At 68.0% G+C, this 22826-nt stretch carries 22 protein-coding genes; 17 read left to right on the plus strand and 5 right to left on the minus strand.

The genetic code is table 11. From position 1 onward, the window contains the following. Positions 1-21 precede the first annotated feature (21 nt). Positions 22-417 carry a VOC family protein gene (locus NBG84_RS01550; protein WP_250917369.1) on the plus strand — a complete coding sequence of 132 codons (396 nt, stop codon included), beginning with the start codon at positions 22-24 and terminating at the stop codon, positions 415-417. Here NBG84_RS01550 and NBG84_RS01555 read toward each other — a convergent pair. Together NBG84_RS01555 and NBG84_RS01560 are read right to left on the minus strand one after the other, a co-directional pair. Then, positions 357-1091 carry a helix-turn-helix domain-containing protein gene (locus NBG84_RS01555; RefSeq protein ID WP_250917370.1) on the minus strand — a complete coding sequence of 245 codons (735 nt, stop codon included), beginning with the start codon at positions 1089-1091 and terminating at the stop codon, positions 357-359. The genes NBG84_RS01550 and NBG84_RS01555 overlap by 61 nt on opposite strands. A 50-nt stretch (positions 1092-1141) precedes the next feature. Further along, complete coding sequence (locus NBG84_RS01560; protein ID WP_250917371.1) at positions 1142-2314, minus strand: YihY/virulence factor BrkB family protein; 1173 nt, start codon at positions 2312-2314, stop codon at positions 1142-1144. A gap of 17 nt (positions 2315-2331) precedes the next feature. Between NBG84_RS01560 and NBG84_RS01565 the strand changes: the two genes are divergently transcribed. The 15 genes from NBG84_RS01565 (at position 2332) to NBG84_RS01630 (ending at position 16830) form a co-directional block, all read left to right on the plus strand. Beyond that, positions 2332-3966, plus strand: coding sequence for an acyl-CoA dehydrogenase family protein (locus tag NBG84_RS01565; RefSeq protein ID WP_250917372.1), 1635 nt, complete (start codon positions 2332-2334; stop codon positions 3964-3966). Positions 3967-4158: 192 nt separating this feature from the next. Then, a complete protein-coding gene (locus NBG84_RS01570; protein WP_250917373.1) occupies positions 4159-5448 on the plus strand; it encodes a helix-turn-helix domain-containing protein in 1290 nt (429 codons plus the stop codon). Positions 5449-5507: 59 nt separating this feature from the next. Continuing rightward, entirely contained in the window at positions 5508-6071 is a 564-nt protein-coding gene (locus NBG84_RS01575) for a GNAT family N-acetyltransferase (RefSeq protein ID WP_250917374.1), read from the plus strand. A gap of 787 nt (positions 6072-6858) precedes the next feature. Beyond that, a complete protein-coding gene (locus tag NBG84_RS41420) occupies positions 6859-6942 on the plus strand; it encodes a putative leader peptide (protein WP_425608561.1) in 84 nt (27 codons plus the stop codon). A gap of 192 nt (positions 6943-7134) precedes the next feature. Beyond that, a complete protein-coding gene (locus NBG84_RS01580) occupies positions 7135-8832 on the plus strand; it encodes a nitrite/sulfite reductase (protein ID WP_250917375.1) in 1698 nt (565 codons plus the stop codon). Further along, positions 8829-9008 (plus strand): hypothetical protein, encoded by a 180-nt coding sequence (locus NBG84_RS01585; protein ID WP_250917376.1) that lies wholly within the window; start codon positions 8829-8831, stop codon positions 9006-9008. The genes NBG84_RS01580 and NBG84_RS01585 overlap by 4 nt, the downstream gene beginning before the upstream one ends. After that, positions 9005-9703 (plus strand): phosphoadenylyl-sulfate reductase, encoded by a 699-nt coding sequence (locus NBG84_RS01590; RefSeq protein WP_250917377.1) that lies wholly within the window; start codon positions 9005-9007, stop codon positions 9701-9703. Before NBG84_RS01585 ends, NBG84_RS01590 begins: the two co-directional genes overlap by 4 nt. Then, on the plus strand, positions 9685-10260 hold the full coding sequence (cysC, locus tag NBG84_RS01595; RefSeq protein ID WP_250917378.1) for an adenylyl-sulfate kinase: 576 nt from the start codon (positions 9685-9687) through the stop codon (positions 10258-10260). The genes NBG84_RS01590 and cysC overlap by 19 nt, the downstream gene beginning before the upstream one ends. After that, a complete protein-coding gene (gene cysD, locus NBG84_RS01600; RefSeq protein ID WP_250917379.1) occupies positions 10257-11189 on the plus strand; it encodes a sulfate adenylyltransferase subunit CysD in 933 nt (310 codons plus the stop codon). Before cysC ends, cysD begins: the two co-directional genes overlap by 4 nt. 1 nt (position 11190) lies before the next feature. Next, positions 11191-12540, plus strand: coding sequence for a sulfate adenylyltransferase subunit 1 (locus NBG84_RS01605; protein WP_250917380.1), 1350 nt, complete (start codon positions 11191-11193; stop codon positions 12538-12540). Between the two features lie 207 nt (positions 12541-12747). Further along, positions 12748-13857, plus strand: a complete 1110-nt coding sequence (locus NBG84_RS01610) for an ABC transporter substrate-binding protein (protein WP_250917381.1) — start codon at positions 12748-12750, stop codon at positions 13855-13857. Between the two features lie 34 nt (positions 13858-13891). Next, positions 13892-14689, plus strand: a complete 798-nt coding sequence (locus NBG84_RS01615) for an ABC transporter ATP-binding protein (RefSeq protein WP_250917382.1) — start codon at positions 13892-13894, stop codon at positions 14687-14689. After that, a complete protein-coding gene (locus tag NBG84_RS01620) occupies positions 14676-15578 on the plus strand; it encodes an ABC transporter permease (RefSeq protein ID WP_250917383.1) in 903 nt (300 codons plus the stop codon). Before NBG84_RS01615 ends, NBG84_RS01620 begins: the two co-directional genes overlap by 14 nt. A gap of 8 nt (positions 15579-15586) precedes the next feature. Beyond that, positions 15587-16342: a sirohydrochlorin chelatase gene (locus NBG84_RS01625; protein WP_250917384.1), complete on the plus strand. Its 756-nt coding sequence runs from the start codon at positions 15587-15589 to the stop codon at positions 16340-16342. A 290-nt stretch (positions 16343-16632) separates the two neighbouring features. Next, positions 16633-16830: a DUF4236 domain-containing protein gene (locus NBG84_RS01630; RefSeq protein WP_250917385.1), complete on the plus strand. Its 198-nt coding sequence runs from the start codon at positions 16633-16635 to the stop codon at positions 16828-16830. Here NBG84_RS01630 and NBG84_RS01635 read toward each other — a convergent pair. After that, on the minus strand, positions 16793-17377 hold the full coding sequence (locus NBG84_RS01635) for a DUF1697 domain-containing protein (RefSeq protein WP_250917386.1): 585 nt from the start codon (positions 17375-17377) through the stop codon (positions 16793-16795). The genes NBG84_RS01630 and NBG84_RS01635 overlap by 38 nt on opposite strands. Positions 17378-17465: 88 nt before the next feature. Continuing rightward, a complete protein-coding gene (locus NBG84_RS01640) occupies positions 17466-18662 on the minus strand; it encodes a S8 family peptidase (protein WP_250917387.1) in 1197 nt (398 codons plus the stop codon). A 380-nt stretch (positions 18663-19042) separates the two neighbouring features. On the opposite strand from NBG84_RS01640, the gene NBG84_RS01645 reads away from it, so the two are divergent. Continuing rightward, positions 19043-21298, plus strand: coding sequence for an MMPL family transporter (locus NBG84_RS01645; protein ID WP_250917388.1), 2256 nt, complete (start codon positions 19043-19045; stop codon positions 21296-21298). A gap of 281 nt (positions 21299-21579) precedes the next feature. On the opposite strand, the gene mgt is transcribed toward NBG84_RS01645, so the two are convergent. Further along, complete coding sequence (gene mgt, locus NBG84_RS01650; protein ID WP_250917389.1) at positions 21580-22797, minus strand: macrolide-inactivating glycosyltransferase; 1218 nt, start codon at positions 22795-22797, stop codon at positions 21580-21582. Positions 22798-22826 lie beyond the last annotated feature (29 nt).

Here is a 22826-nt window from a genome sequence, read left to right on the forward strand (position 1 = left end):
TCCCGTGCCTACGCTGACCCCATGACTCCACGACTCGATGCCATCAGCATCGTCACCTCCGACATGTCCGCGTCCCTCGCCTTCTACCGCCGTCTCGGACTCGATATCCCAGCCGATGCGGCCAACGCCCCGCATGTGGAGGCGACCCTCCCCAGCGGGCTCCGTGTCCTGTGGGACACCGAGGAGGTGATGCGCTCCTTCGATCCCGGGTGGACCCGGCCGACAGCCGGTAGCGAACGGCTCGGGCTGGCCTTCGTCTGTGCGAGTCCCGCGGAAGTCGACTCGCTCTACGCCGAGCTGATCGAGGCGGGCCACCAGGGCTACCTCAAGCCCTGGGACGCGGTCTGGGGCCAGCGCTACGCGGTCGTCCTCGACCCTGACGACTGCGGTGTCTCACTCTTCGCGGACGCGCGGTAGCCGCTCAGCGTCATCCCGGTGAGATCGCGCATTTCCCGGGCGAGGTGCGCCTGATCGGCGCAGCCCGCGGTGACCGCGGCAGCGGCGTACGGCACCCCCCTCCAGATGAGGGCGAGCGCCCGTTGCAGCCGCAGTACGCGGGCCAGCGTCTTGGGCCCGTAGCCAAAGGCGTCGCGGGAGCGGCGGTGCAGTTGCCGGGTGCCGAGTCCGGCCGCATCGGCGGCAGCCGCGACCGTGTCACCCGCGTCCAGTCGCCGGACGATCTCACTCAGGGCTGGATCGGGTGGTCCGGCCCGACGCGCCGCGGCCAGCGCCACTGCCTCTAGTTCCGCCGCGGGGTCGGCGGCGGTGTCCACCCGCTCAGTGAGCTCACGCGCGCTGCCCGCACCCCAGAGGGCGTCCAGTCCCACCCGTAGGTCCCGTAGCTCATGGGCGGGTGTGCCCAGGACCGCGGGCGCCGTGCCGGGGGCGAAGCGCACCCCCGCCCATCGCGTCCCTGGCGTGGGCCGCGGAAGGTGGGAGCGGGTGTCAGGCCCGGCGACGAGCAGTTGCCCAGGGGTCCAGATGAGGTCCATACAGCCGTCGGGGAGTACGGGCCTGGCGTGGCCGTGCTCGGCAGGCGTCCGGGTCCACACGATGGCGCCGGGGAGCCGGGCTGCCCGCTCTTCGTACATGCCATCGAGGGTAGTACGCCCGGTGAGCAGGCCCGGCTCGGCGAATCCGTTCACTGCCCGGGGGGATTGTCCCGGTCGGTCGGCGGTGGCGACTTGTGGTTGTCGCGGCTCGTATGGAGTCGGGACCTCACATCGTCCGGGGGAAGGAACCGCGACCACCGTTCGGGGAACTCCGATGGCATCTCGCCGCTCCCCCCGTCGTCGTCATCGTCATCGTCCTCGTAGAGATGGGCTGCTCGGGCACGCGCGACGACCTCCGCCGCCAGCGCGGCACGGATGCGTTCATTCGACGCACGGGCCGCCGCGGTGGCTGCGGCGGGCCAAACCCGGTCGATCGCGGCGTTCACTGCCGCGCCCACCAGAACCGCGAACGCCGAGATCCCGATCCACAGCAGCACGGCGATCGGCGCGGCCAGGGAGCCGTAGATCGTGGGCCCCTCGACCGTATTGGTGAGATAGATCCTCAGCAGGAAGCTGCCGAACACCCACATCCCGAGGGCGACCAGGGCACCGGGCACATCCTCGATCCAGGGGGACCGTACGGGAACCGAGACATGGTAGAGGGTGGTCAGGAAGGCGATGGAGAGCAGACTGACCACCGGCCAGTACAGGATGGTGACCAGGGTGGTCCCCCAGGGCAGCAGCGCCACCACTCGATCGGGCCCGACCACCGCCAGCGGGAGCACCACCGCGCCGATCAGCAGGGCGATGATGTAGAGCAGAAACGCCAGGAGCCGGGTCGCGACGATGCCGCGCTGCCCGTCGAGGCCGTACATCACGGTGATCGTGTCGATGAAGACATTGACCGCCCGCGACCCCGACCACAGGGCGATGGCGAAACCGATGGAGATGATGTCCGGCCGGCCGCCGTGGGTGACGTCCTCCAGCAGCGGTTTGGCGATGTCGTTGACTCCGCGGTCGGACAGGACCGTGCCCACGGCATTGAGGATGTTCTCCTCGATGGAGGCGACCGTGGTGGTGCTGGTCCAGTCGTCTATGTAGCCGAGGAGCCCGATGAGGCCGAGCATCAGTGGCGGCAGGGACAGCAGCGTGAAGAACGCGGCCTCGGCTGCGAGACCCAGGATGCGGTACTCGATGCACGAATTGACCGTGTCCTTCAGCAGCAACCATGTCATCTTCCGCTTGGAGACGTTGCGGTAGAGGACTCGAGCTCGATGGAGCCGGCCCGATGGCCGCTCGGGTGTTTCATTTGCTGCCTGCACCTCCTTACCGTATCGGCATGGCAGCAAGCACCCACACAGTGACCAACCAGCCTCCACCCCTGGTGGGGTACGACGTCTACGCGTCGGATCGGGCCCTGACGGAGGCCGTGGAGCGGCATGTCGTCCCCGAGGCTCTCGACGAGGCCCAGCAGGAGCTGACGGAACTGGGTCGGGCTTCCGGTTCAGCTCAGGTGCAGGAGTGGGGGAAGCTGGCGAATGAGAACCCGCCGCGGCTGCGCACCCATGACCGCTACGGGAACCGGATCGACGAGGTGGACTTCCATCCGGCCTGGCATCGGCTGCTCGGCCACGCCGTGTCGGCTGGGCTGACGGGCGCCTGGAGCAGACCGTCTGGCCATGTCCGGCGGGCGGCTGGGTTTCTGCTGTGGACCCAGGCGGAAGCGGGCAACGGGTGCCCGCTGTCGATGACCCACGCCGCTGTGCCCGCGCTACGTACCGATCCGGAGCTGGCGGCCGCGTGGGAGCCCCGACTGACCTCCCGGGCGTATACGGCGGGGATGCTGCCCCCGGCGGCCAAGGCGGGGAATCTCCTGGGGATGGGGATGACGGAGAAGCAGGGTGGCACCGATGTGCGGGCCAACACCACGTCAGCAGCGCCTCTGGACGCGGCTGGTGAGTATCTACTGACCGGCCACAAGTGGTTCTGCTCCGCGCCGATGTCCGACGGCTTCCTGGTGCTGGCGCAGGCCCCGGCGGGTCTGACCTGCTTTCTCCTGCCGCGCGTGTTGGACGACGGAACCCGGAACACCTTCCGCATCCAGCGTCTCAAGGACAAACTGGGCAATCGATCCAATGCCTCGGCGGAGGTCGAGTTCGACGACACCTGGGCCCGCCGGGTCGGCGAGGAGGGCCGAGGGGTGCGGACCATCATCGAGATGGTGGCCGCCACCCGACTCGACTGTGTGACCGGCTCTGCGGCGCTGATGCGGCAGGCCGTGGCGCAGGCGATTCACCATTGCGCCCATCGCAGCGCCTTCGATGGACTACTCATCGACAAACCGCTGATGCGCAATGTGCTGGCCGATCTCGCGCTGGAGTCGGAGGCCGCCACCGCCCTGGCACTGCGTCTGGCCGCCGCCTATGACTCCGGTACGGAGCAGGAGCGGGCGTTTGCCCGGCTCGCGGTCCCCGCCGCCAAGTACTGGGTGACGAAGCGTTGTACGCCGACGGTGGCGGAGGCCTTGGAGTGCCTGGGCGGCAATGGCTACGTCGAGGAGTCCGGGCTGCCCCGACTGCTGCGTGAGTCGCCGCTCAACTCCATCTGGGAGGGATCGGGCAATGTCCAGGCGCTGGACGTGCTGAGGGTCCTCCAACGTGAACCGCTGGCCTTGAACGCCTTCCTCCAGGAGGTGGGCAAGGCGCGCGGAGCGGATCACCGACTGGACCGGGCGATCAAGGACCTACTGACCGAACTGGCGGATCTGGAGGGAATCGAGGCCCGGGCGCGCCGGGTCACCGAGCGCATGGCGCTGGTACTCCAGGGGTCGCTGCTGGTTCGGTGGGCGCCGTCCGAGGTGGCGGACGCCTTCTGCGCCTCACGACTGGGCAGGGACTGGGGCGCCGCGTTCGGCACCTTGCCCCACACCTTGGACCTAGGGTCCGTGGTGGAGCGGGCGCGCGCCGTGGCGTGAGCCCGCGGCCGGGCCCGGCTGGAGGGGCGGTGGTACGAGAGCGGCCACTGTCAGAGATGATCATGGTCGGGGTGGTGCTGCGCCGACACGGCACCACCCCTCGCGCTGTACACCTTCGTGCATACGCACGCCCGTTCGCGAGGGTTGCAAGGGGTTGCAGCCCGCCGTATCGCCGCCCAGGAGGAACATCGCGTGCAGACCAGACCGATCGACCTGGACCGACTCACAGCGATGGACACGGCCGAAGCCACCCGGTTGCTGAAGGCCATCCGCGAGGACGCGCTCAGCGGACGGCGATCGGCCATCGGCCCACGAGCGATCATCGGGGAATCGTGGCAGCGGCTCATCCACCGCGGCCTCGACCCCGACCGGGACCAGCGCGCCGGGCTCCTCCCCCGCGATGAGATCGAACGTCGCAGGAGCGAATCCCCCCTGCGCGAGGTACTGCATGTCCTACGCGACGGACTGGTGTCGGTGGCCGAGGCCGCACAGCACATCATGGTGGTCGCCGATGCCGAGGGCCGAGTGCTGTGGCGCGAGGGCAAGACCTCGGTCCTGCGCAAAGGGGACGCCCATGGTTTTGTCGTCGGCGCGGACCTCATGGAGGAGTGTGTCGGCACCAACGGGGTGGGCACCACCCTGGTGGCCCGCCGCCCCGTCCAGGTCCACGCGGCCGAGCACTTCGTCTCTCTGCACCACAGCTGGACCTGCTCGGGCGCGCCGGTGACCGACCCGCGGGACGGCAGGCTGCTGGGGGTCATCAACGCCAGCGGGCCGTTGGCCACCATGCATCCGGCAATGCTCGCCCTGGTCACCTCGGTCACGCGGCTCGCGGAAGCGGAACTGCGCCAGCGCCACTCCACCGCGCTGGATCGGCTGCGCGGTGTGGCGGCCCCACTGCTCTGCCGGCTCAGCGGGCGGGCGGTGGCGCTGGATGCGGACGGCTGGCCGGCGGCCGTGACCGGAATGCCCCTGCCGGGACGCCTCCACCTGCCGAAGCCACCCAGGGGAGGTCGTATGTGGCTGCCCTCGCTGGGGATGTGCATCGTGGAGCCGCTACCGGGCGGCTGGCTCGTACAGGTCGTCGAGGACCGCTCGATCGAGCCCGCTCGGGTCGTCCTGGACTTAAGCGGCCACCGACGGGCGTCGGTGACCGTCTACGGCGAGGCGGGCAGCTGGACTCATGAGCTCAGCCCACGCCACGCCGAGCTGCTGTACGCACTGGCCATGCACCGTAGCGGCCGGAGTGCCGCCCAGCTGGCCGAGGCCCTCTTCGGTGACGCGAGCCGGACGGTGACCATCCGGGCGGAGATGTCCCGCCTCCGCCGCCATCTGGCCCAGGTGCTGGCGAGCCGTCCCTATCGGTTCGCGGACTGTGTCGACCTTGAGGTCCTGGAGAGCTCGACCGGCTCCGAGGGCCTTCGCACAGGCAACGCCGGCGACGTCTACGGGACGGCGGAGGGCAGGAGCGGGGGACCGTGACGGGTGGCGCGTCCACGGTGGTTTTGGCCCGGCGTGTCCAGCGTGATTCCCTGATATTCATGAGTATCACCGTGACCACCTGGTCCCTGGAACAGACCTCCCCGGCCGATCAACGCCCCGCCGCAGCCGCGGACCAGGTGCGGATCGTCCGGGCAGAGGTGCCTTCGCCCGAGTTCAGCCGGTTCCTCTACACCGCGGTGGGCGCTGACATCATCTGGACGGACCGGCTGGGGATGACCTACGCCGAGTGGGAAGAGGTACTCACCCGACCGGGCACGGAGACCTGGGTGGCGTACGAGAACGGCACTCCCGCCGGGTACGCCGAGATCGAGGCCCAGGACGAGGGCTCGGTGGAGATCGTCTACTTCGGGCTGATCCCGGCCTTCCGGGGGCGGCGAATCGGTGGACATCTGCTCTCCGAGGCGGTCGCACGGGCCTGGGACCTGGCGGAGCGCTGGCCGGATCGGGAGCCGACCAAGCGAGTCTGGCTGCACACCTGCTCCAAGGACGGCCCGCACGCCATGGACAACTACCAGCGGCGCGGCTTCACCCTCTTCGACACCAAAGTGACCGAGGAGCAGGAAACCCCCACCCCGGGCCCCTGGCCGGGCGCCTACAGCTGACCCGCCCCCTTGCCACCCCGGGAACAGGGTGACCGGATCGCCTTCCCCGCCCGCCGCCCAGGAGACACCCGCCCCGGGGACGAGGGCCACCAAGTCTGGGCGTGGGCGCGTGCAGGGAGCCCTCGGCTCCCCAGCGGGACGACTCCCGGAGGCCGGGAGAGCAAGTTCGGGATGGGGCGCGCGGGGGCGGGTGTCTCCTGGTTCGTCCGCAGGACAGGTACCCGGAGGCAAGGGTGCCAAGCTTGGGCGTGGGGCCGCGCAGGGGGTGTCCCCGAAAGCGATCGACGGCAGGACTCCCTTGTCGACTCGGAATCACTTCGGGCCGTCGACGCTCCGATCGACGGCAGGACTCCCTTGTCCGCTCGGAGTCACTTCGGGCCGTCGACGCTGAGGAGTCACCCCCGACAGCCCCCGCCCCCAGCCAAACAGGCCCCCGGCCCCGGGAAACCCAAGGCCTCGACCGCCAGCAGCCTCACCAAGGGGGCACCTCAGCCCGTCCGGCGTTTGAGGACGGAACCCCACGCCCCAGGCGAGGACAACCGACAAGGGGGCGCCAATCCCAGGCACCCAAAGCCTCGGGCACAGGCAACCCACCAGAGGCACCCCGCCCAGGGGACCTCCGGCGCCTGAGGACGAAACCGCCCACCCCGGTGAGAACGTCAAAGCAAGGGCCACGCCCCCAAGCCCCCACCCGGGGGACTCCCAGGCATCTCACGATGCAAGACCCCAATGTCCGCCATATGGATGATGGTGGACTGCCATCGGACCGCCATGCCACGCTTCCGTCATGTCTCGGACTGGAATTGCCTTGGTGAGTCGACGCCACGTCGATCTCGGCCGCATGTCCAGCGCCATCTGTCCCCCCTGCTGACAGCCCAGCACAGCCGAGCATTTCACCGACTGAGCTCCACAGCCCAACAGAGCATTCCCAGCCCCGCTGAGTCACCGAGCCCGCAGCCGCCGCACTTAGCCCCTTGGGTTCACCTGCCCTGCGCACCGTCGCGCGCCCTCACGAGTGTGCAGCTCAGAGCCGCCCTCCTGTTGTCTCGAAGGACATATCGCTATGGCCGCCACCCCGGATAAGCCCGCCCCCGCCGTGTCCCGCCGTAGAACCGGACGTCATCGTGGCGAGGGCCAGTGGGCCGTTGGCCACATGACGCCCTTGAATGCCAACGAGCAGGCCAAGAGGGACGACGACGGTCTCAATGTACGGACACGTATTGAGACGATTTACGCCAAACGAGGTTTTGACTCCATCGACGGTGCCGATCTGCGGGGTCGGATGCGCTGGTGGGGTCTCTACACCCAGCGCAAGCCCGGTATCGACGGTGGAAAGACCGCGATCCTGGAGCCGGAGGAGCTGGACGACGAGTACTTCATGCTCCGGGTCCGTATCGACGGCGGCCGGCTGACTACCCACCAACTGCGGGTCATTGGCGAGATCTCGACGGAGTTCGCGCGCGGTACCGCCGACATCACCGACCGGCAGAACGTCCAGTACCACTGGATTCGCATCGAGGACATGCCCGAGATCTGGCGGCGGCTGGAGGCCGTCGGCCTCTCCACCACCGAGGCCTGTGGTGACACTCCCCGGGTCATCCTCGGCTCTCCCGTCGCCGGTATCGCCGAGGACGAGATCATCGACGGCACTCCCGCGATCGATGAGATCTACCGCCGTATCGTCGGCAACAAGGACTTCTCCAACCTGCCCCGGAAGTTCAAGTCCGCCATCTCCGGCTCGCCGCTGCTCGATGTGGCCCATGAGATCAACGACATCGCCTTCGTCGGTGTCGAACACCCGGAGTTGGGCCCGGGCTTCGATGTCTGGGTCGGCGGTGGTCTCTCCACCAACCCCAAGATCGGGGTCCGGCTGGGCACCTGGGTGTCACTCGACGACGTACCCGATGTGTACGAGGGCGTCATCTCCATCTTCCGGGACTTCGGCTATCGGCGGCTGCGCACCCGCGCCCGGCTGAAGTTCCTGGTCGCGGACTGGGGTGCCGAGAAGTTCCGCCAGGTGCTGGAGGACGACTACCTCCAGCGCAAGTTGGCGGATGGACCCGCCCCTGAGCGTCCGGTTCAGGAGTGGCGTGACCATGTGGGAGTGCACCGGCAGCGGGACGGCCGGTTCTACATCGGGTTCGCACCACGTGTCGGACGCGTGGACGGCACCACGCTCAGCAAGATCGCCGAGCTGGCGGCCGACCACGGCTCCGACCGGCTGCGCACCACGGCCGAGCAGAAGATGATCGTGCTCGATGTGGCCGAGGACCAGGTCGAATCCCTGGTCGCGGGCCTGGAGGCGCTGGATCTTCGGGTGAACCCGTCGCCGTTCAGACGCGGCACCATGGCGTGCACGGGAATCGAGTTCTGCAAGCTGGCCATCGTGGAGACCAAGGCACGGGGTGCCTCGCTCATCGATGAACTGGAGCGTCGACTGCCCGATTTCGACCAGCCCATCACCATCAACATCAACGGCTGCCCCAACGCCTGCGCCCGCATCCAGGTCGCGGACATCGGCCTCAAGGGACAGTTGGTCCTCGATGACGAGGGCAATCAGGTCGAGGGCTTCCAGGTTCACCTGGGCGGCGCCCTGGGTCTTGACCCCGGCTTCGGCCGCAAGGTCCGTGGGCTCAAGGTGACCTCCGCCGAACTGCCGGACTACGTCGAGCGGGTGGTGCGGCGCTTCCAGGAGCAGCGTGAAGAGGGCGAGCGCTTCGCCACCTGGGCCGCGCGGGCGTCCGAGGAGGCGCTGTCATGAGCGAGCGAGCGGCCCCCTTCTACTGCCCCTACTGCGGTGACGAGGATCTACGCCCCCATGAGCAGGGTCATGGCGCTTGGGAATGCGCGGCCTGCAACCGGGCCTTTCAGTTGAAGTTCCTCGGGTTGCTTGCCCGAGGCCTTCGACGCAAGGACACCGGAGGGGACGAGATATGACGGTCACTCAGGAGACAGACTTCCAGCGGCTCGCCGAGCGGGCCGGGCGCGATCTTGAAGATGCGTCCGCCCTGGAGATCCTGACCTGGGCCACGGAGAACTTCGGCGCGCGCTTCTGTGTCACCTCGTCGATGGAGGACGCGGTGGTGGCGCATCTGGCGTCCCGGGCCCGACCCGGCGTGGATGTGGTGTTCCTGGACACCGGCTACCACTTCCCGGAGACCATCGGGACGCGGGATGCCGTGGCAGCCGTGATGGATGTGCGGTTGATCACTCTCACCCCGCGCCGGACCGTGGCCGAGCAGGACGCCGAGCACGGCTCCGAGCTGCATGACCGTGACCCCGATCTCTGCTGCAGACTCCGCAAGGTCCAGCCCTTGGAAGAGGGCCTGACCGAGTACGACGCCTGGGCCACGGGTCTGCGTCGCGATGAGTCCCCCACCCGGGCGAACACCCCGGTGGTGGGTTGGGACGCGCGTCGACGCAAGGTGAAGGTGTCTCCCATCGCGCGTTGGACGCAGGACGACGTGGACGCCTATGTCGCCGAACACGGTGTACTCACCAACCCCCTGCTGTTGGATGGCTATACCTCCGTGGGCTGTGCACCGTGCACCCGTCGGGTGCTGGAGGGCGAGGACGTACGCGCCGGCCGCTGGGCCGGTCGGGGCAAGACGGAATGCGGACTGCACGGCTGATGACGACGCTGGGAGAGATACACGTGACTGGGGCCACCATCTGGCTCACGGGCCTGCCGAGCGCCGGCAAGACCACCATCGCGTACGCGCTGGCGGAACGGCTTGCCGCGAACGGCCACCGGACCGAGGTGCTCGACGGTGATGAGATCCGTGAGTTCCTCTCCGCGGGCCTCGGTTTCACCCGTGCGGACCGGCACACCAATGTGCAGCGGATCGGCTTTGTCGCCGAACTGCTCGCATCCCACGGGGTGACCGTCCTCGTTCCCGTGATCGCGCCTTACGCGGACAGCCGGGAGGCGGTCCGCAAGCGCCATGCCGCCGAGGGCACGCCCTATCTGGAGGTGCATGTGGCCACTCCGGTGGACGTGTGCTCCGAACGCGATGTGAAAGGGCTCTACGCCAAGCAGGCCGCGGGCGAGATCAGCGGGCTCACCGGGGTCGACGACCCCTACGAGGCGCCGCTGTCACCGGATCTGCGCATCGAGTCACAGCACCAGACCGTGCAGGAGTCCGCGGCAGCGTTGCACGCGCTGCTCACCGAGAGGGGTCTCGCATGATGGCCGTCGCCGACGTCCAGGACATCGACAGTCCGTACGCGCTCAGCCATCTGGACGCCCTGGAGTCCGAGGCGGTCCACATCTTCCGCGAGGTGGCGGGGGAGTTCGAGCGGCCGGTGATCCTGTTCTCCGGTGGCAAGGATTCCATCGTCATGTTGCATCTCGCGCTGAAGGCGTTCGCTCCGGCAGCGGTCCCCTTCTCGCTGCTCCACGTGGACACCGGGCACAATTTCCCGGAGGTTCTCGACTACCGCGACCGCACGGTGGAGCGACACGGCCTGCGGCTGCACGTGGCCTCCGTACAGGAGTACATCGACGCCGGAAAGCTGCGGGAGCGGCCCGACGGCACCCGCAATCCGCTCCAGACCGTGCCGCTCACCGAGGCGATCCAGGCGCACCGCTTCGACGCGGTGTTCGGCGGTGGGCGACGGGATGAGGAGAAGGCCCGGGCCAAGGAGCGGGTGTTCTCACTGCGTGACGAGTTCTCGCAGTGGGACCCGCGGCGTCAGCGCCCGGAGCTGTGGCAGCTCTACAACGGCCGTCACGCGCCGGGGGAGCATGTCCGGGTCTTCCCGTTGTCGAACTGGACCGAGTTGGATGTGTGGCAGTACATCGCCCGGGAGAAGATCGAGCTCCCGGAGATCTACTTCGCCCATGAGCGTGAGGTGTTCCAGCGCTCGGGGATGTGGTTGACCGCGGGCGACTGGGGCGGCCCCAAGGAGTCCGAGCGGGTGGAGACACGGCTGATCCGCTATCGCACGGTCGGGGACATGTCCTGCACGGGTGCGGTGGACTCCGATGCCACCACCCTCGACACGGTGATCGCCGAGATCGCCGCTTCCCGGCTGACCGAGCGGGGCGCCACCCGCGCCGACGACAAGATGTCCGAGGCCGCGATGGAAGACCGCAAGCGCGAAGGGTACTTCTAGGATGACTGCCATCACCTCTGCGGCCGAGCAGTTGTCGGCCACCACCCTGTTGCGTTTTGCCACTGCCGGTTCCGTGGACGACGGTAAGTCCACGCTGGTCGGACGGTTGCTGCATGACTCCAAGTCGGTGCTGACCGATCAGTTGGAGGCCGTGACGACCGCGTCCCTGTCGCGGGGACAGGACACTCCGGATCTGGCACTGCTCACGGACGGTCTGCGGGCCGAGCGGGAGCAGGGCATCACCATCGACGTGGCCTACCGCTACTTCGCCACCGCCCGCCGGCGCTTTATCCTGGCCGACACTCCGGGCCATGTGCAGTACACCCGCAACATGGTGACCGGTGCCTCCACCGCGGAGCTGGCGGTCGTCCTGGTGGACGCGCGCAACGGCGTGGTCGAGCAGACCCGTCGCCATGCGGCGGTGGCCGCTCTGCTGCGGGTTCCCCATGTGGTTCTCGCGGTGAACAAGATGGACCTCGTCGACTACGCGGAGCATGTCTTCGCCGCCATCGCCGAGGAGTTCACCTCGTACGCAGCCTCCCTGGGCGTCCCGGAGATCACCGCGATCCCGATCTCGGCGCTCGCGGGTGACAATGTCGTCGACCCGTCCGCGAACATGGACTGGTACGGCGGGCCGACGGTGCTGGAGCACCTGGAGACCGTGCCCGTATCGCACGATCTGACGTCCTGCCACGCTCGGCTGCCGGTGCAGTACGTCATCCGTCCGCAGACGGCCGACCACCCGGACTACCGGGGTTATGCCGGCCAGATCGCGGCCGGTACCTTCCGCATCGGTGAGCGGGTCACCGTGCTGCCGTCGGGGCGCACCTCCCGGATCAAGGGGATCGATCTGCTGGGTCAAGCGGTGGACATCGCTTGGACACCGCACTCGGTCACCCTGCTGTTGGAAGACGACATCGACATCTCGCGCGGCGATCTGATCGTGCCGAGTGACGATGCCCCGGCGACGACCCAGGACATCGAAGCGACGGTCTGCCATGTGGCTGATCAGCCACTCACCGTTGGGCAGCGGGTGTTGTTGAAGCACACCACCCGTACGGTCAAGGCGATCGTCAAGGAGATCCCGTCCCGGCTGACGCTGGACGATCTCTCGCAACACCCGGAGCCCGGGCGCCTGGTCGCCAATGACATCGGTCTGGTGAAAGTGCGCACCGCCGAGCCGTTGGCGCTTGACTCCTACGCCGACTCCCGGCGTACCGGCTCCTTCCTGTTGATTGACCCTGCCGACGGCACCACGCTTGCCGCCGGTATGGCCGGCGACTCGTTCGCGACCACGGCCAAGGCCGTACAGACAACCGACAGTACCGAAGACGCGGGATGGGACTTCTGATGACCGATGTGTACGCAACCTTCGCGAAGGAAGGGGGCCGTGTGGGCAGCGGCACCCTCGGCGCAGGCACCGGAGGTGTCGTGTGCTGTGCGCGATGACTCGTACGCACCACCGGATGACGCTTCACCGACGAAGACACCGTTCTGCCGACTTCCCGGCCACGCTTTACAGGCGTGAGCGCCGGGGCCTTCGAGAGGAAACCCTCCCGTGCCTGCCTCCCGTACCACTTTGCGCCGCGGCCTCGCCGCAGCCGCCGCCCTCCCGCTGCTGATAGGCGCCGTCGCTTCGTGCGGCTACGGCTCCGAGTCCAAGAAAGACGACAAGGTCGCGCCGGCCGCCAAGGGCAAGAAGCTCTCGGCCGACACGGTGAAGCTCGGCTACTTCCCGAACCTCACCCACGCCACCGCTCTGGTGGGGGAACAGCAGGGCATCCTCCAGAAGGAGCTCGGCGGTACGCAGATCAAGTCGACCACCTTCAATGCCGGTCCTTCTGAGATCGAGGCGTTGAACGCGGGCTCGATCGACATCGGCTTCATCGGCCCCTCCCCCGCGATCAACGGTTTCACCAAGTCCAAGGGCAAGAATCTGCGGATCGTCGCCGGCTCCGCATCCGGTGGTGTGAAGCTCGTGGTCAATCCGAAGAAGATCAAAACCCTGGACGACCTCAAGGGCAAGAAGATCGCCACGCCCCAACTGGGCAACACCCAGGACGTCGCCTTCCTGAACTGGATAGCCGAGAAGGGCTGGAAGGCCGACGCGCAGAGCGGCAAGGGCGATGTGTCGGTCGTTCGTACCGACAACAAGATCACCCCGGACGCCTACAAGTCCGGCTCGATCGACGGTGCGTGGGTGCCGGAGCCCGTCGCGTCCAGACTCGTGAGCCAGGGCGCCAAGGTGCTGCTGGACGAGTCGACGCTGTGGCCGGACAACAAGTTCGTGATCACCCACATCATCGTGTCGCAGAAGTTCCTCAAGTCCCACCCGGACGTCGTCGAGGCCGTGGTGCGCGGCTCGGTGAAGACCAACGCCTGGATCAACGCCAACCCGGACCTGGCGAAGGCCGCCGCGAACGCCAAGCTGAAGGCGCTCACCGGTAAGGAACTGCCCGCCGAGATCATCGATCCGGCGTGGAAGTCGATCCTGTTCACCGACGACCCGCTGGCCTCGACCCTCAAGACGCAGGCGGACTACGCGGTGAAGGCCGGTCTGTTGGAGAAGCCCGACCTGAACGGCATCTATGACCTCACCGGCCTGAACAAGGTTCTCAAGGCCGATGGCAAGCCCGAGGTCGCCGATGCCGGACTCGGCGTCAAGTAGCCCCGTACAACCGAGTTCCCAGGAGGTGACGACCATGACCAACACCCTCACCAAGGACCAGGCGACCGGCCGTACGACGACGGCCGGGTATGCCGCCCGCATCGAACACGTCTCGAAGTCCTTCGCGGGACCCGCGGGACGGCAACTCGTCCTGGACGACATCACCCTCGATGTCGCTCCGGGAGAGTTCGTCACCCTCCTGGGGGCCTCGGGGTGCGGTAAATCCACCCTGCTCAATCTGGTTGCGGGGCTGGACAAGCCCAGTGTGGGGTCCATCGCGACCCCGGGCGGGCGACCTGCGCTGATGTTCCAGGAGCATGCGTTGTTTCCCTGGCTGACGGCGGGCAAGAACATCGAGCTCGCCCTGCGACTGCGGGGAGTCGCGAAGACGGAGCGTCGGACGGAGGCCGAGCGGCTGCTCGACCTGGTCCGCCTCGGCGGTGCCTACCGCAAGCGGGTGCACGAACTGTCCGGTGGTATGCGTCAGCGGGTGGCGCTCGCCCGGGCGCTGGCTCAGGACAGCCAACTGCTGCTGATGGACGAGCCGTTCGCGGCGCTCGACGCCATCACGCGCGATGTGCTGCACGACGAGTTGACCCGCATCTGGCGCGAGACCCAACTGTCGGTGCTCTTCGTCACCCACAACGTCCGCGAGGCGGTGCGACTCGCCGAGCGGGTGGTCCTGCTCTCCTCCCGGCCAGGGCGCATCGCCCGGGAGTGGACCGTCGGCATCGAACAACCGCGCCGCATCGAGGACGCCGCCGTGGCGGAGTTGTCCGTCGAGATCACCGAAGAACTTCGTGGGGAGATCCGCCGACATGGCCAGCACTGAGACCTCCAGCGAGGCCAAGGCCAAGCCCGACTCACATGATCTCGCCGGTCTGGAAGCGGGCCTCGACGCACTGGACGCGGTGCAGTCGCATCGCACCCCGGTAAGCGAGGTCCTGCTCAAGAAGGTGCTCCCGCCGGTGGTGGCGGTCGTCCTGGTGGTGGCGCTCTGGCAGGCGCTCGTCTGGGCGAAGGTCACCGACGAGGGCAGTCTGCCCGCCCCCTCCGCGGTGTGGGACAGCGTGTCCAAGCTGTGGATGGCGGGCACTCTGCTGGAGGTCGTCTGGACCAGTGTTTCCCGTGGCCTGCTGGGCTTCCTGCTGGCGCTCGCCATCGGTACGCCGCTGGGACTGCTGGTCGCTCGGGTCAAGTTCGTCCGGGCGGCCATCGGGCCGATCCTCTCGGGCCTGCAGTCGCTGCCCTCAGTGGCCTGGGTGCCGCCCGCGGTGATCTGGCTGGGGCTCAACAACCAGATGATGTACGCGGTGATCCTGCTGGGTGCGGTCCCTTCCATCGCCAACGGATTGGTCTCCGGTGTCGATCAGGTCCCGCCGCTGTTTCTGCGTGCGGGGCGCACCATGGGGGCGACGGGCCTCAAGGGCACCTGGCACATCGTGATGCCTGCCGCCCTCCCGGGCTATGTGGCCGGTCTGAAGCAGGGTTGGGCGTTCTCCTGGCGCTCGCTGATGGCCGCGGAGATCATCGCCTCGTCGCCCGATCTCGGTCTGGGCCTGGGGCAGTTGTTGGAGAACGGTCGGAACAACGCGGATATGCCGGGGGTGTTTCTGGCGATCCTGCTGATCCTTCTCGTGGGTATCGCCATCGATCTACTGCTCTTCAGCCCATTGGAGCGGGCGGTCCTGCGGGGCCGCGGTCTCCTCGTCAAGAACTGAGTTCTGTGATGCGTCCTCCCGTCCTTCTCGTCATCGCCCATGGCAGCCGCGATCCACGCCATGCCGCGACCGTCGACGCGCTGGTGCGCCGGGTGCGGTCGATCCGGCCGCGGCTCGTCGTGGAGACCGGCTTCCTGGACTTCAACGCCCCTTCGGTACCGCGGGTGTTGGAGCGGCTGGCGGCGCAGGGCACCGAGGACGTCATCGCACTACCACTGCTACTGACCCGAGCCTTCCACGCCAAGTCGGACATTCCATCCGTCCTGCGGGAGGCGTCGGCTCGGCTGCCGAGGCTCCGTATCCACCGGGCCGAGGTACTCGGCCCGTCCCCGCTGCTGCTCGCCGCGCTCCACCGGCGGCTGTGGGAAGCGGGGCTGCAGGAGGCCGACAAGCGCTCGACGGGGCTGGTACTGGCCTCGGCGGGCTCCACTGACCCGGAGGCGATCGCGGTGATCGCAGAAATAGCGCGGGAGCTACGGAGTGCCGGTTGGTGCGCCGTGCGGCCCGCGTTCGCCTCCGCACTCCTGCCCCGTACGGATGAGGTCGTACGCTCGCTGCGCGCCGATGGGTGCGAGCGGGTGGCGGTGGCCCCGTATGTCATCGCCCCGGGCAGGCTTCCGGACCGTATCGCCGAGGGCGCCCGCCAGGCGGACGTGCTGGCGGATGTGCTGGGCGCCTCACCGGAGCTGGCCCAGCTGCTGCTGGAGCGCTATGAGCAGGCGCTGCCGGCCCTGACGGCCGGCAGGGTCGCCGTCACGGCGTAGAGACTTCCCCGGACCGGGGGCGGGGAAGCCGGCGCCGGGGCCCGTCGCGCCCCGGCCCCCGGTGGCGCGGGGGTGGCCGAGACGCCCTGCCTATGGGGCGGCCTGCTCGCTGCCACCGCGGACCTTCCGGCTGTCCTGCGACCTGATCGGCCTGTCTCGGGGTCCGATCAGTCTGTCTCGGGGCCCGATCGGGGGTGCACTGTCCGCGGCCCGTTTCGGTGACAGATTCGTGGCGCTCCGGTGACGGTCGACGGGCGTGCACGGTGCACTATCGGGGGAAGGAGGCCGACATGTCTTTTCATTACCACAAGCGGATCACGCTGATCCCCAAGCTGCTCCACCTCAACATCGGCACCCACGGCTGGACGCTGACACTGGGTGGACGTCGTGCGCATCTGACCCGGGACAGCCATGGCAGGCGTGGTGCGGCCGTACGGCTTCCCGGTGGTTTCACCTGGCGCCGGCACTCTCGCCGTAACCGCCACTGACCGCGGTCAGTTCCACCAGTTTGCGAACCGTGTTCCAGTTGCGGGTCGTTGCGACGACTCCGCGAAGGAGAGCGGGTCTGGCGAGGGCCTCGGCGAGCTTGGAGCGGCCGAGGCCGTCGGGTACGTAGAGATAGAGCGACCGATCGCCCAGTCGAAAGGCCTCGGGTGCGAACGCCGACTGGTCGAGGGCCGCCAGCCGTTCGGGGCCGACCTGCTCGGAGAAGTAGGTGACATGAAGCTGTTTGGGCTCCAGTGAGTCCGCCGGGAAGGGGCAGTCATCGGCGATGGCTGCCAGATAGGCGTGCTCGCGGATCAGGCAGTCCACCGCGAAGCCGAAGTGCTTTTCGATCGCCCGTTCCAGTGCCGCGGCAAGTGCCTCCTCCCCGTCCCCTGCTTGGCTGCTGAAGGCCGCGTTGCCGCTCTGGAGATAGGTGGTGACATCCGAGTGGCCCAGCTCCGTGAGGAGCTCTCGGAGGGCGCCCATGGGCACCTTCCTCTTGCCGCCGACATTGATACCGCGTAGCAGGGCTGCGTATCTGGTGGTCATGAGGCTCAGGGTAGGACGGTCGCCGCACCCCGTGGGGGAGGGTACGGCGACCGCGCTCAGATGCGGCAGCGGGTGCCGCGATCCACTGCTACGGGACGATCTTGAGGAGCTTGTTGATCGTGCCCGGGCCGGCGTTGGAGATCCGGCCGGGGGTGGCACCGTCGGTCAGTGCCCTGGCTATCTGCGCCGGGGTGGCTCTGGGGTGGTTGGCGAGATAGATGGCTGCCGCACCGACGACATGCGGGGTGGCCATGGACGTTCCGGAGATCGTCCGGGTGGCGGTGTCGCTGTTGTGCCAGGTCGACGTGATGTCCGAACCGGGCGCGTAGATATCGACGATGCTGCCGAAGTTGGAGAATCCGGACTGGGTGTCCGTCCTCGTCGATGACGCCACCGTGATGGCCTCCCGGACCCGGGACGGCGAGCCTTGACCCGCGTCCCTGGACTCGTTCCCGGCTGCTACGCCGAAGGCGACTCCGGAGGCGATCGCCCGGCGAACGGCCGCGTCGAGGGCCGGGTCGGCGCTACCGCCGAGGCTCATATTGGCGACCGAGGGGCCCTTGCGGTTCTTGGTGACCCAGTCGATACCCGCGATGACCTGCTCGGTGGTGCCGGAGCCCTGGTCGTCGAGGACCCGAACGGCGACGATCTTCGCCTGCTTGGCCACGCCGTACCGAGCACCCGCGATGGTGCCCGCTACGTGTGTGCCATGGCCATTGCCGTCCGTGGCGATGTTGTCGTTGTCGATCGCGTCAAAGCCGTGGACCGCCCGGCCTCCGAAGTCCCGGTGGCTGACCCGGACTCCGGTGTCGATGACGAACGCCGTCACTCCGGCACCCGCGCTGTCGGGGTAGTTGTAGCGACGGTCGCCCGCCGTGACGGCCTGGTCGATGCGGTCCAGTCCCCAGGTCGGGTTGGTCTGCGTGGCGGAGATGCTGAAGCGCTTGTTCTGGACCACCTTGGCGACGGCGGGGTGCATGGCGAGGTTCTTCGCCTCGTCCTCGGTCATCCCGGTGGTGGAGAAGCCGTTGACCGCGGAGTTGTACTCCCGCTTCAGCTTGCCGCCGTACTCCTTGGCGAGACTGCGCTTGTCGGCCTTCTGATCCAGCAGCACGATATAGCTTCCGGCCACCGCGCCTTCGGCGTTCACACCGTGTACGACGCCCTCGGGGGCCGAAGACGCCCCGGCGAAGGTCGTACCGATGAACAGTCCGCCGGACACGGCCGCGATGGCCGCCATGGCCGCCGTTGACTTGATCCTGCTTTTGCGTCTGTGAGTTGCCATGGAGAGGATCTCCTCGTCAGCAGGTGTGGGGGGCACTTCCCGGCCGCGAGATCCTCCGGGAGATGGCTCGAAACCTTGGCCGATTGACGCGCCCAGTTCAAGCGGTTCCGCCAGCTGTGACTTTGGCAACAGGAATTCACAACTACAACAGGCCAACTCTCCCAAGTGGCTTGCGGACTCGACCACTCCGGCCCCACGGGTACCAGCCCCAGATAGATGTAAGGGGCTTGAACCGCCCCTCTGGGGGATGCCTGCCGTCCCTGGGTACTAGACGCCCGCCCCTCGGTTCATCGAACAGTATGACGAGGTGGAAGGGGGTGCGGCCGTAGCGTCATTGGTCGAGACAACAGGACCGCACCCACTGGGGGATTGAGGCTGTCATGGAGCATGCGGGTAGAGGACCACGTGGTTTCGCCGCGCGGGCCGGGGGATGGAGCGCGCGACACCGCTGGGCAGCCGTCGGCATCTGGGTGCTGTTCGTCCTGGTCTCCATGGTGGCCGGCTCGGCCGCCGGACGGCAGGACATCAAGGGCAGTGAGCAACTGAAGGGCGAGACCACCGAAGCCGCCCGGATAGTCGACAAGGCCGGCATCGAGGAGCCGGTCGGCGAGTCCGTCTTGCTGCAGGGCAAGGACGACGCCATCAAGGCGACCGCCCCGGAGTTCAGGGCGGCCGTCGACGCGGTGATGAAGTCGGTGGCGGCAACCGGCGAGGTGACCGGGGTGACATCGCCGTACACCAGCAAGAGCATCTCCAAGGACGGCCTCAGCGCGCTGGTGCAGTTCGATATGCGGGGTGACCCGGAGACCGCGACTGACCGGATCGAGCCGGTACTCAAGGCCGTCAAACAGGTGCAGGGCGACCACCCGAAGCTGCGGATCGAGCAGATCGGCGGCGCGAGCATGACCAAGACGTTCGACGATGCCTTCGGCGATGACTTCAAGCAGGCGGAGTACTCGGCCGTGCCCGTCGCCCTGGGCATTCTGCTGATCGCGTTCGGAGCCCTGGTCGCGGCGCTGATACCCGTTGCACTTGCCATCACCGCGATCATGGCAACGATGGGTCTGGTGGGAGTCGTCAGCCACATCCAGCCGATGAGCGATACCGCAGACTCGGTAATGCTGCTGGTGGGGCTGGCAGTTGGGGTCGATTACTGCCTGTTCTACCTACGGCGGGAACGCGAGGAGCGCGCGGCGGGACGGGACGCGCAGACGGCGATGATGATTGCGGCTGCGACGAGCGGTCGGGCGATCGTGGTCTCCGGCGTGACGGTTTGTGTCGCGATGGCGGGAATGCTCTTTACCGGAATTGGCGAGTTCCAGTCCATGGGTCTGGCGTCCCTGATGGTGGTCGCGGTGGCCATGGTGGGCTCGGTGACGGTCCTGCCCGCACTGCTGTCGCTGCTCGGTGAACGGGTCGAAAAGGGTCGGGTGCCCTTCATCGGCAAGCTCAAACGCGGCGACAACGGAGAGAGCCGATTCTGGTCTGCGGTGCTGGGTGGAGTACTGAAGCGTCCGGTGGTCTCCCTGCTGGTGGCCACGGGTGCCTTGGTGGCGGTCGCCGCCCCCGCGCTGGGGATGAAGACCCAGGAACTCAAGCTGAACCAGGAGTTCGGCGACTCGCTGCCGATCGTCGCCACCTATGAGCGCGTCAACGAGGCGTTCCCGGGCGGCGCGGAGCCGGCCGAGGTGGTGGTCAAGGCGGACGACATCAACGCGGCCCCGGTGAAGCGGGCGATCGAGCAGTTCCGTGCGCGGGCCGTCAGTTCGGGGGCGTCGCGGGGACCGGTGGAGATAGTGACCCACGATGCGCAGAATCTGGCGTTCATCTACGTCCCGCTGATCGGCGGCGCCGACCAGGACAAGGCGGCGAAGAGCCTGGATCTCCTGCGCGACGAGGTACGACCCGCGACGCTCGGCGAGGTCGCCGGGGTCAAGGCGCCGATCACCGGGCAGGTCGCCGGATCAAAGGACTTCAACGACCAGATCACCGAAGCGGTCACGCCGGTCTTCGCCTTCGTGGTGGTGTTCGCCTTCCTGCTGATGCTGCTGTCGTTCCGTTCACTGACGATCGCGGTGACCTCGATCGTACTGAACCTGCTGTCGGTCGGTGCCGCGTACGGAATCCTCACGGCCATCTTCCAGCACGGTTGGGGAGCGTCCCTGGTGGGGGCCGAGGGCGTGGGCGCGATCGTCGCCTGGCTGCCGCTCTTCCTCTTCGTGATCCTGTTCGGCCTGTCGATGGACTACCACGTCTTCGTGGTGTCGCGCATCCGTGAGGCACGGATGCAGGGTCGTACGACACAGGACGCGATCGCCCACGGGGTGGTCACCACGGCGGGCGTGGTGACCAGCGCGGCTGTGATCATGGTGGCGGTCTTCGCGATCTTCGGCACGCTGTCGATGCAGTCGATGAAGCAGATGGGAGTGGGTCTGGCGGCCGCGGTACTGATCGACGCCACGGTGATTCGGGGTGTGCTGCTCCCCGCGGCGATGGCACTGCTCGGGGAGCGGAACTGGTACTTCCCCAAGTGGCTCGAGTGGCTGCCGGACATGACCCATGACGAGGGTGCGGTGGCCGAGCCCCCGGTGCGCGAGCGCGATGACGAAGGAAGCCATACACCGGTGCCGGTGTAGCCGGGGACGCGCGTCACGGAGGGGCGGAGTCCTTGGGCGGTTTCCCAGGGTCGACTCCGCCCCTGGGAGCTGCCTTGCGGCGCGGAAGGCACCGCGTCCGTCCCTTGACCGCGTGCCTGCATCCTTTGCCGCATCCCCTGCCCGCATCCCCTGCCCGCGTCCCCTGCCCGCGTCCCTTGCCCGCGTCCCCTGCCCGCGTCCCTTGCCCGCGTTTTCGACCGGTCCCGGAGGAAGTGCCCAGCGCACCTCGCACTGGGCTCCGGCGCTCCGGGTGACGGCCCTCAGCGTTGCCCCTGGGCCCGAGCGGGCAGTTCCGACTCGATCAGACGGACGGCATGTTCCGTTCCCCCTTCGCGGGCCATGGCTTCGCGGATCTCGCCCAGCCTTCGGGCCACTTCCGGGTCGGCAACCAGGCTCAGTACCGCTTCACGCAACTCCTCCGCGGTGGCCGTCGCGGAGTCCAGCCGGCGGGCGACGCCCAGACCGACCAGCATGTCCGCGTTGCCGAATTGGTCCACCGCCTGGGGGACCGCCACCATCGGAGTCGCGGTGGCTAGACCCTCTTGGCTGCCGCCGGCCCCGGCATGGGTGATGAAGGCATCCGCCTGTCGTAGCACCGAGAGCTGCGGCACCCAGGAACCCACCTCCACCTGGGCCGGGATCACACCGAGCTCGGTCGGATCGACATGCCGTCCGATCTGGAGGACGGTGTGCCAGCCCGGCAGTTCACCGAACGCCCGCACACACTCCCGGTAGAACGCGGCCTGTTTGGTGTAGGAGGACCCGAGCGACACCAGCAGTACCCGCTCCGCGCCTTCGGGCCGGTGCCACTCTCCCTGGGCCTTGCGGTCGCCCTGGCAGGCGCCGACGAAGGTGAAGGTGGACTCGTCCACCCGGTCCGCGTGCGGCTGGAGCGCCCGGGGAATCAGCACGATGCCCCGACGGGGTCGGCCCACCAGATGGTCCGGGTCCGTATCGGGGAGACCGTTCTCCGCCAGCCAGGCGGCGAAGCGCGCGTAGTACGCCTGCCCCCGGGGTGACTTCCTCAGCTCCTCCGCCATGGGCGCGGCGATCTCCTGGTGGTAGCCCTCCCAGGGGACCAGGTTGGGCCAGAGGGCGACCGCGGGAACGCCCCAACGGTGGGCGAGCACGGGGGCTGGATAGGCCGTGATGTCATGGATGACCAGGTCTGGCTCATCTCCTTCGAATGCCGCGGCGAGCTGGGGCAGCACCTGGATCGCGTCGGTGAGGAACGGTTCGATGTTGTCGATCAGCTCCGTACCCCAGGCATCGGGATCGTCCTCGGTGGGGAGCTTGGATTCGTAGACCACGGGTGTGGCACCGGTCTCGGCGACTCGCTCCGCGAAGGAGGCGGGGATGGCGTAGCTGACCCGATGTCCGCGTGCCACCAGCTCCCGGATGACCTCGATGCTGGGGTTCACATGGCCGGGCGCGGCAATGGAGAACATGGCGATGTGGACACGCTGCGGTTCGTTCATACCCCGAAGGTAAACGAGACGGAACGTAT

This window comes from Streptomyces albipurpureus (assembly GCF_023701525.1).
GTDB classification, from domain to species: domain Bacteria; phylum Actinomycetota; class Actinomycetes; order Streptomycetales; family Streptomycetaceae; genus Streptomyces; species Streptomyces albipurpureus.

Bases quoted from the DNA above. Each gene is read 5' to 3' on its own strand.
- NBG84_RS01625 (WP_250917384.1), top strand. From the start codon at position 15,587: ATGCGTCCTCCCGTCCTTCTCGTCATCGCCCATGGCAGCCGCGATCCA.
- NBG84_RS01645 (WP_250917388.1), top strand. From the start codon at position 19,043: ATGGAGCATGCGGGTAGAGGACCACGTGGTTTCGCCGCGCGGGCCGGG.
- NBG84_RS01615 (WP_250917382.1), top strand. From the start codon at position 13,892: ATGACCAACACCCTCACCAAGGACCAGGCGACCGGCCGTACGACGACG.
- NBG84_RS41420 (WP_425608561.1), top strand. From the start codon at position 6,859: ATGTCTCGGACTGGAATTGCCTTGGTGAGTCGACGCCACGTCGATCTC.
- NBG84_RS01640 (WP_250917387.1), bottom strand. From the start codon at position 18,662: ATGGCAACTCACAGACGCAAAAGCAGGATCAAGTCAACGGCGGCCATG.
- cysD (WP_250917379.1), top strand. From the start codon at position 10,257: ATGATGGCCGTCGCCGACGTCCAGGACATCGACAGTCCGTACGCGCTC.
- NBG84_RS01585 (WP_250917376.1), top strand. From the start codon at position 8,829: ATGAGCGAGCGAGCGGCCCCCTTCTACTGCCCCTACTGCGGTGACGAG.
- cysC (WP_250917378.1), top strand. From the start codon at position 9,685: ATGCGGACTGCACGGCTGATGACGACGCTGGGAGAGATACACGTGACT.
- NBG84_RS01630 (WP_250917385.1), top strand. From the start codon at position 16,633: ATGTCTTTTCATTACCACAAGCGGATCACGCTGATCCCCAAGCTGCTC.
- NBG84_RS01575 (WP_250917374.1), top strand. From the start codon at position 5,508: ATGAGTATCACCGTGACCACCTGGTCCCTGGAACAGACCTCCCCGGCC.
- NBG84_RS01550 (WP_250917369.1), top strand. From the start codon at position 22: ATGACTCCACGACTCGATGCCATCAGCATCGTCACCTCCGACATGTCC.
- NBG84_RS01635 (WP_250917386.1), bottom strand. From the start codon at position 17,377: ATGACCACCAGATACGCAGCCCTGCTACGCGGTATCAATGTCGGCGGC.
- NBG84_RS01565 (WP_250917372.1), top strand. From the start codon at position 2,332: ATGGCAGCAAGCACCCACACAGTGACCAACCAGCCTCCACCCCTGGTG.
- NBG84_RS01580 (WP_250917375.1), top strand. From the start codon at position 7,135: ATGGCCGCCACCCCGGATAAGCCCGCCCCCGCCGTGTCCCGCCGTAGA.
- NBG84_RS01620 (WP_250917383.1), top strand. From the start codon at position 14,676: ATGGCCAGCACTGAGACCTCCAGCGAGGCCAAGGCCAAGCCCGACTCA.
- NBG84_RS01605 (WP_250917380.1), top strand. From the start codon at position 11,191: ATGACTGCCATCACCTCTGCGGCCGAGCAGTTGTCGGCCACCACCCTG.
- NBG84_RS01590 (WP_250917377.1), top strand. From the start codon at position 9,005: ATGACGGTCACTCAGGAGACAGACTTCCAGCGGCTCGCCGAGCGGGCC.
- NBG84_RS01555 (WP_250917370.1), bottom strand. From the start codon at position 1,091: ATGTACGAAGAGCGGGCAGCCCGGCTCCCCGGCGCCATCGTGTGGACC.
- mgt (WP_250917389.1), bottom strand. From the start codon at position 22,797: ATGAACGAACCGCAGCGTGTCCACATCGCCATGTTCTCCATTGCCGCG.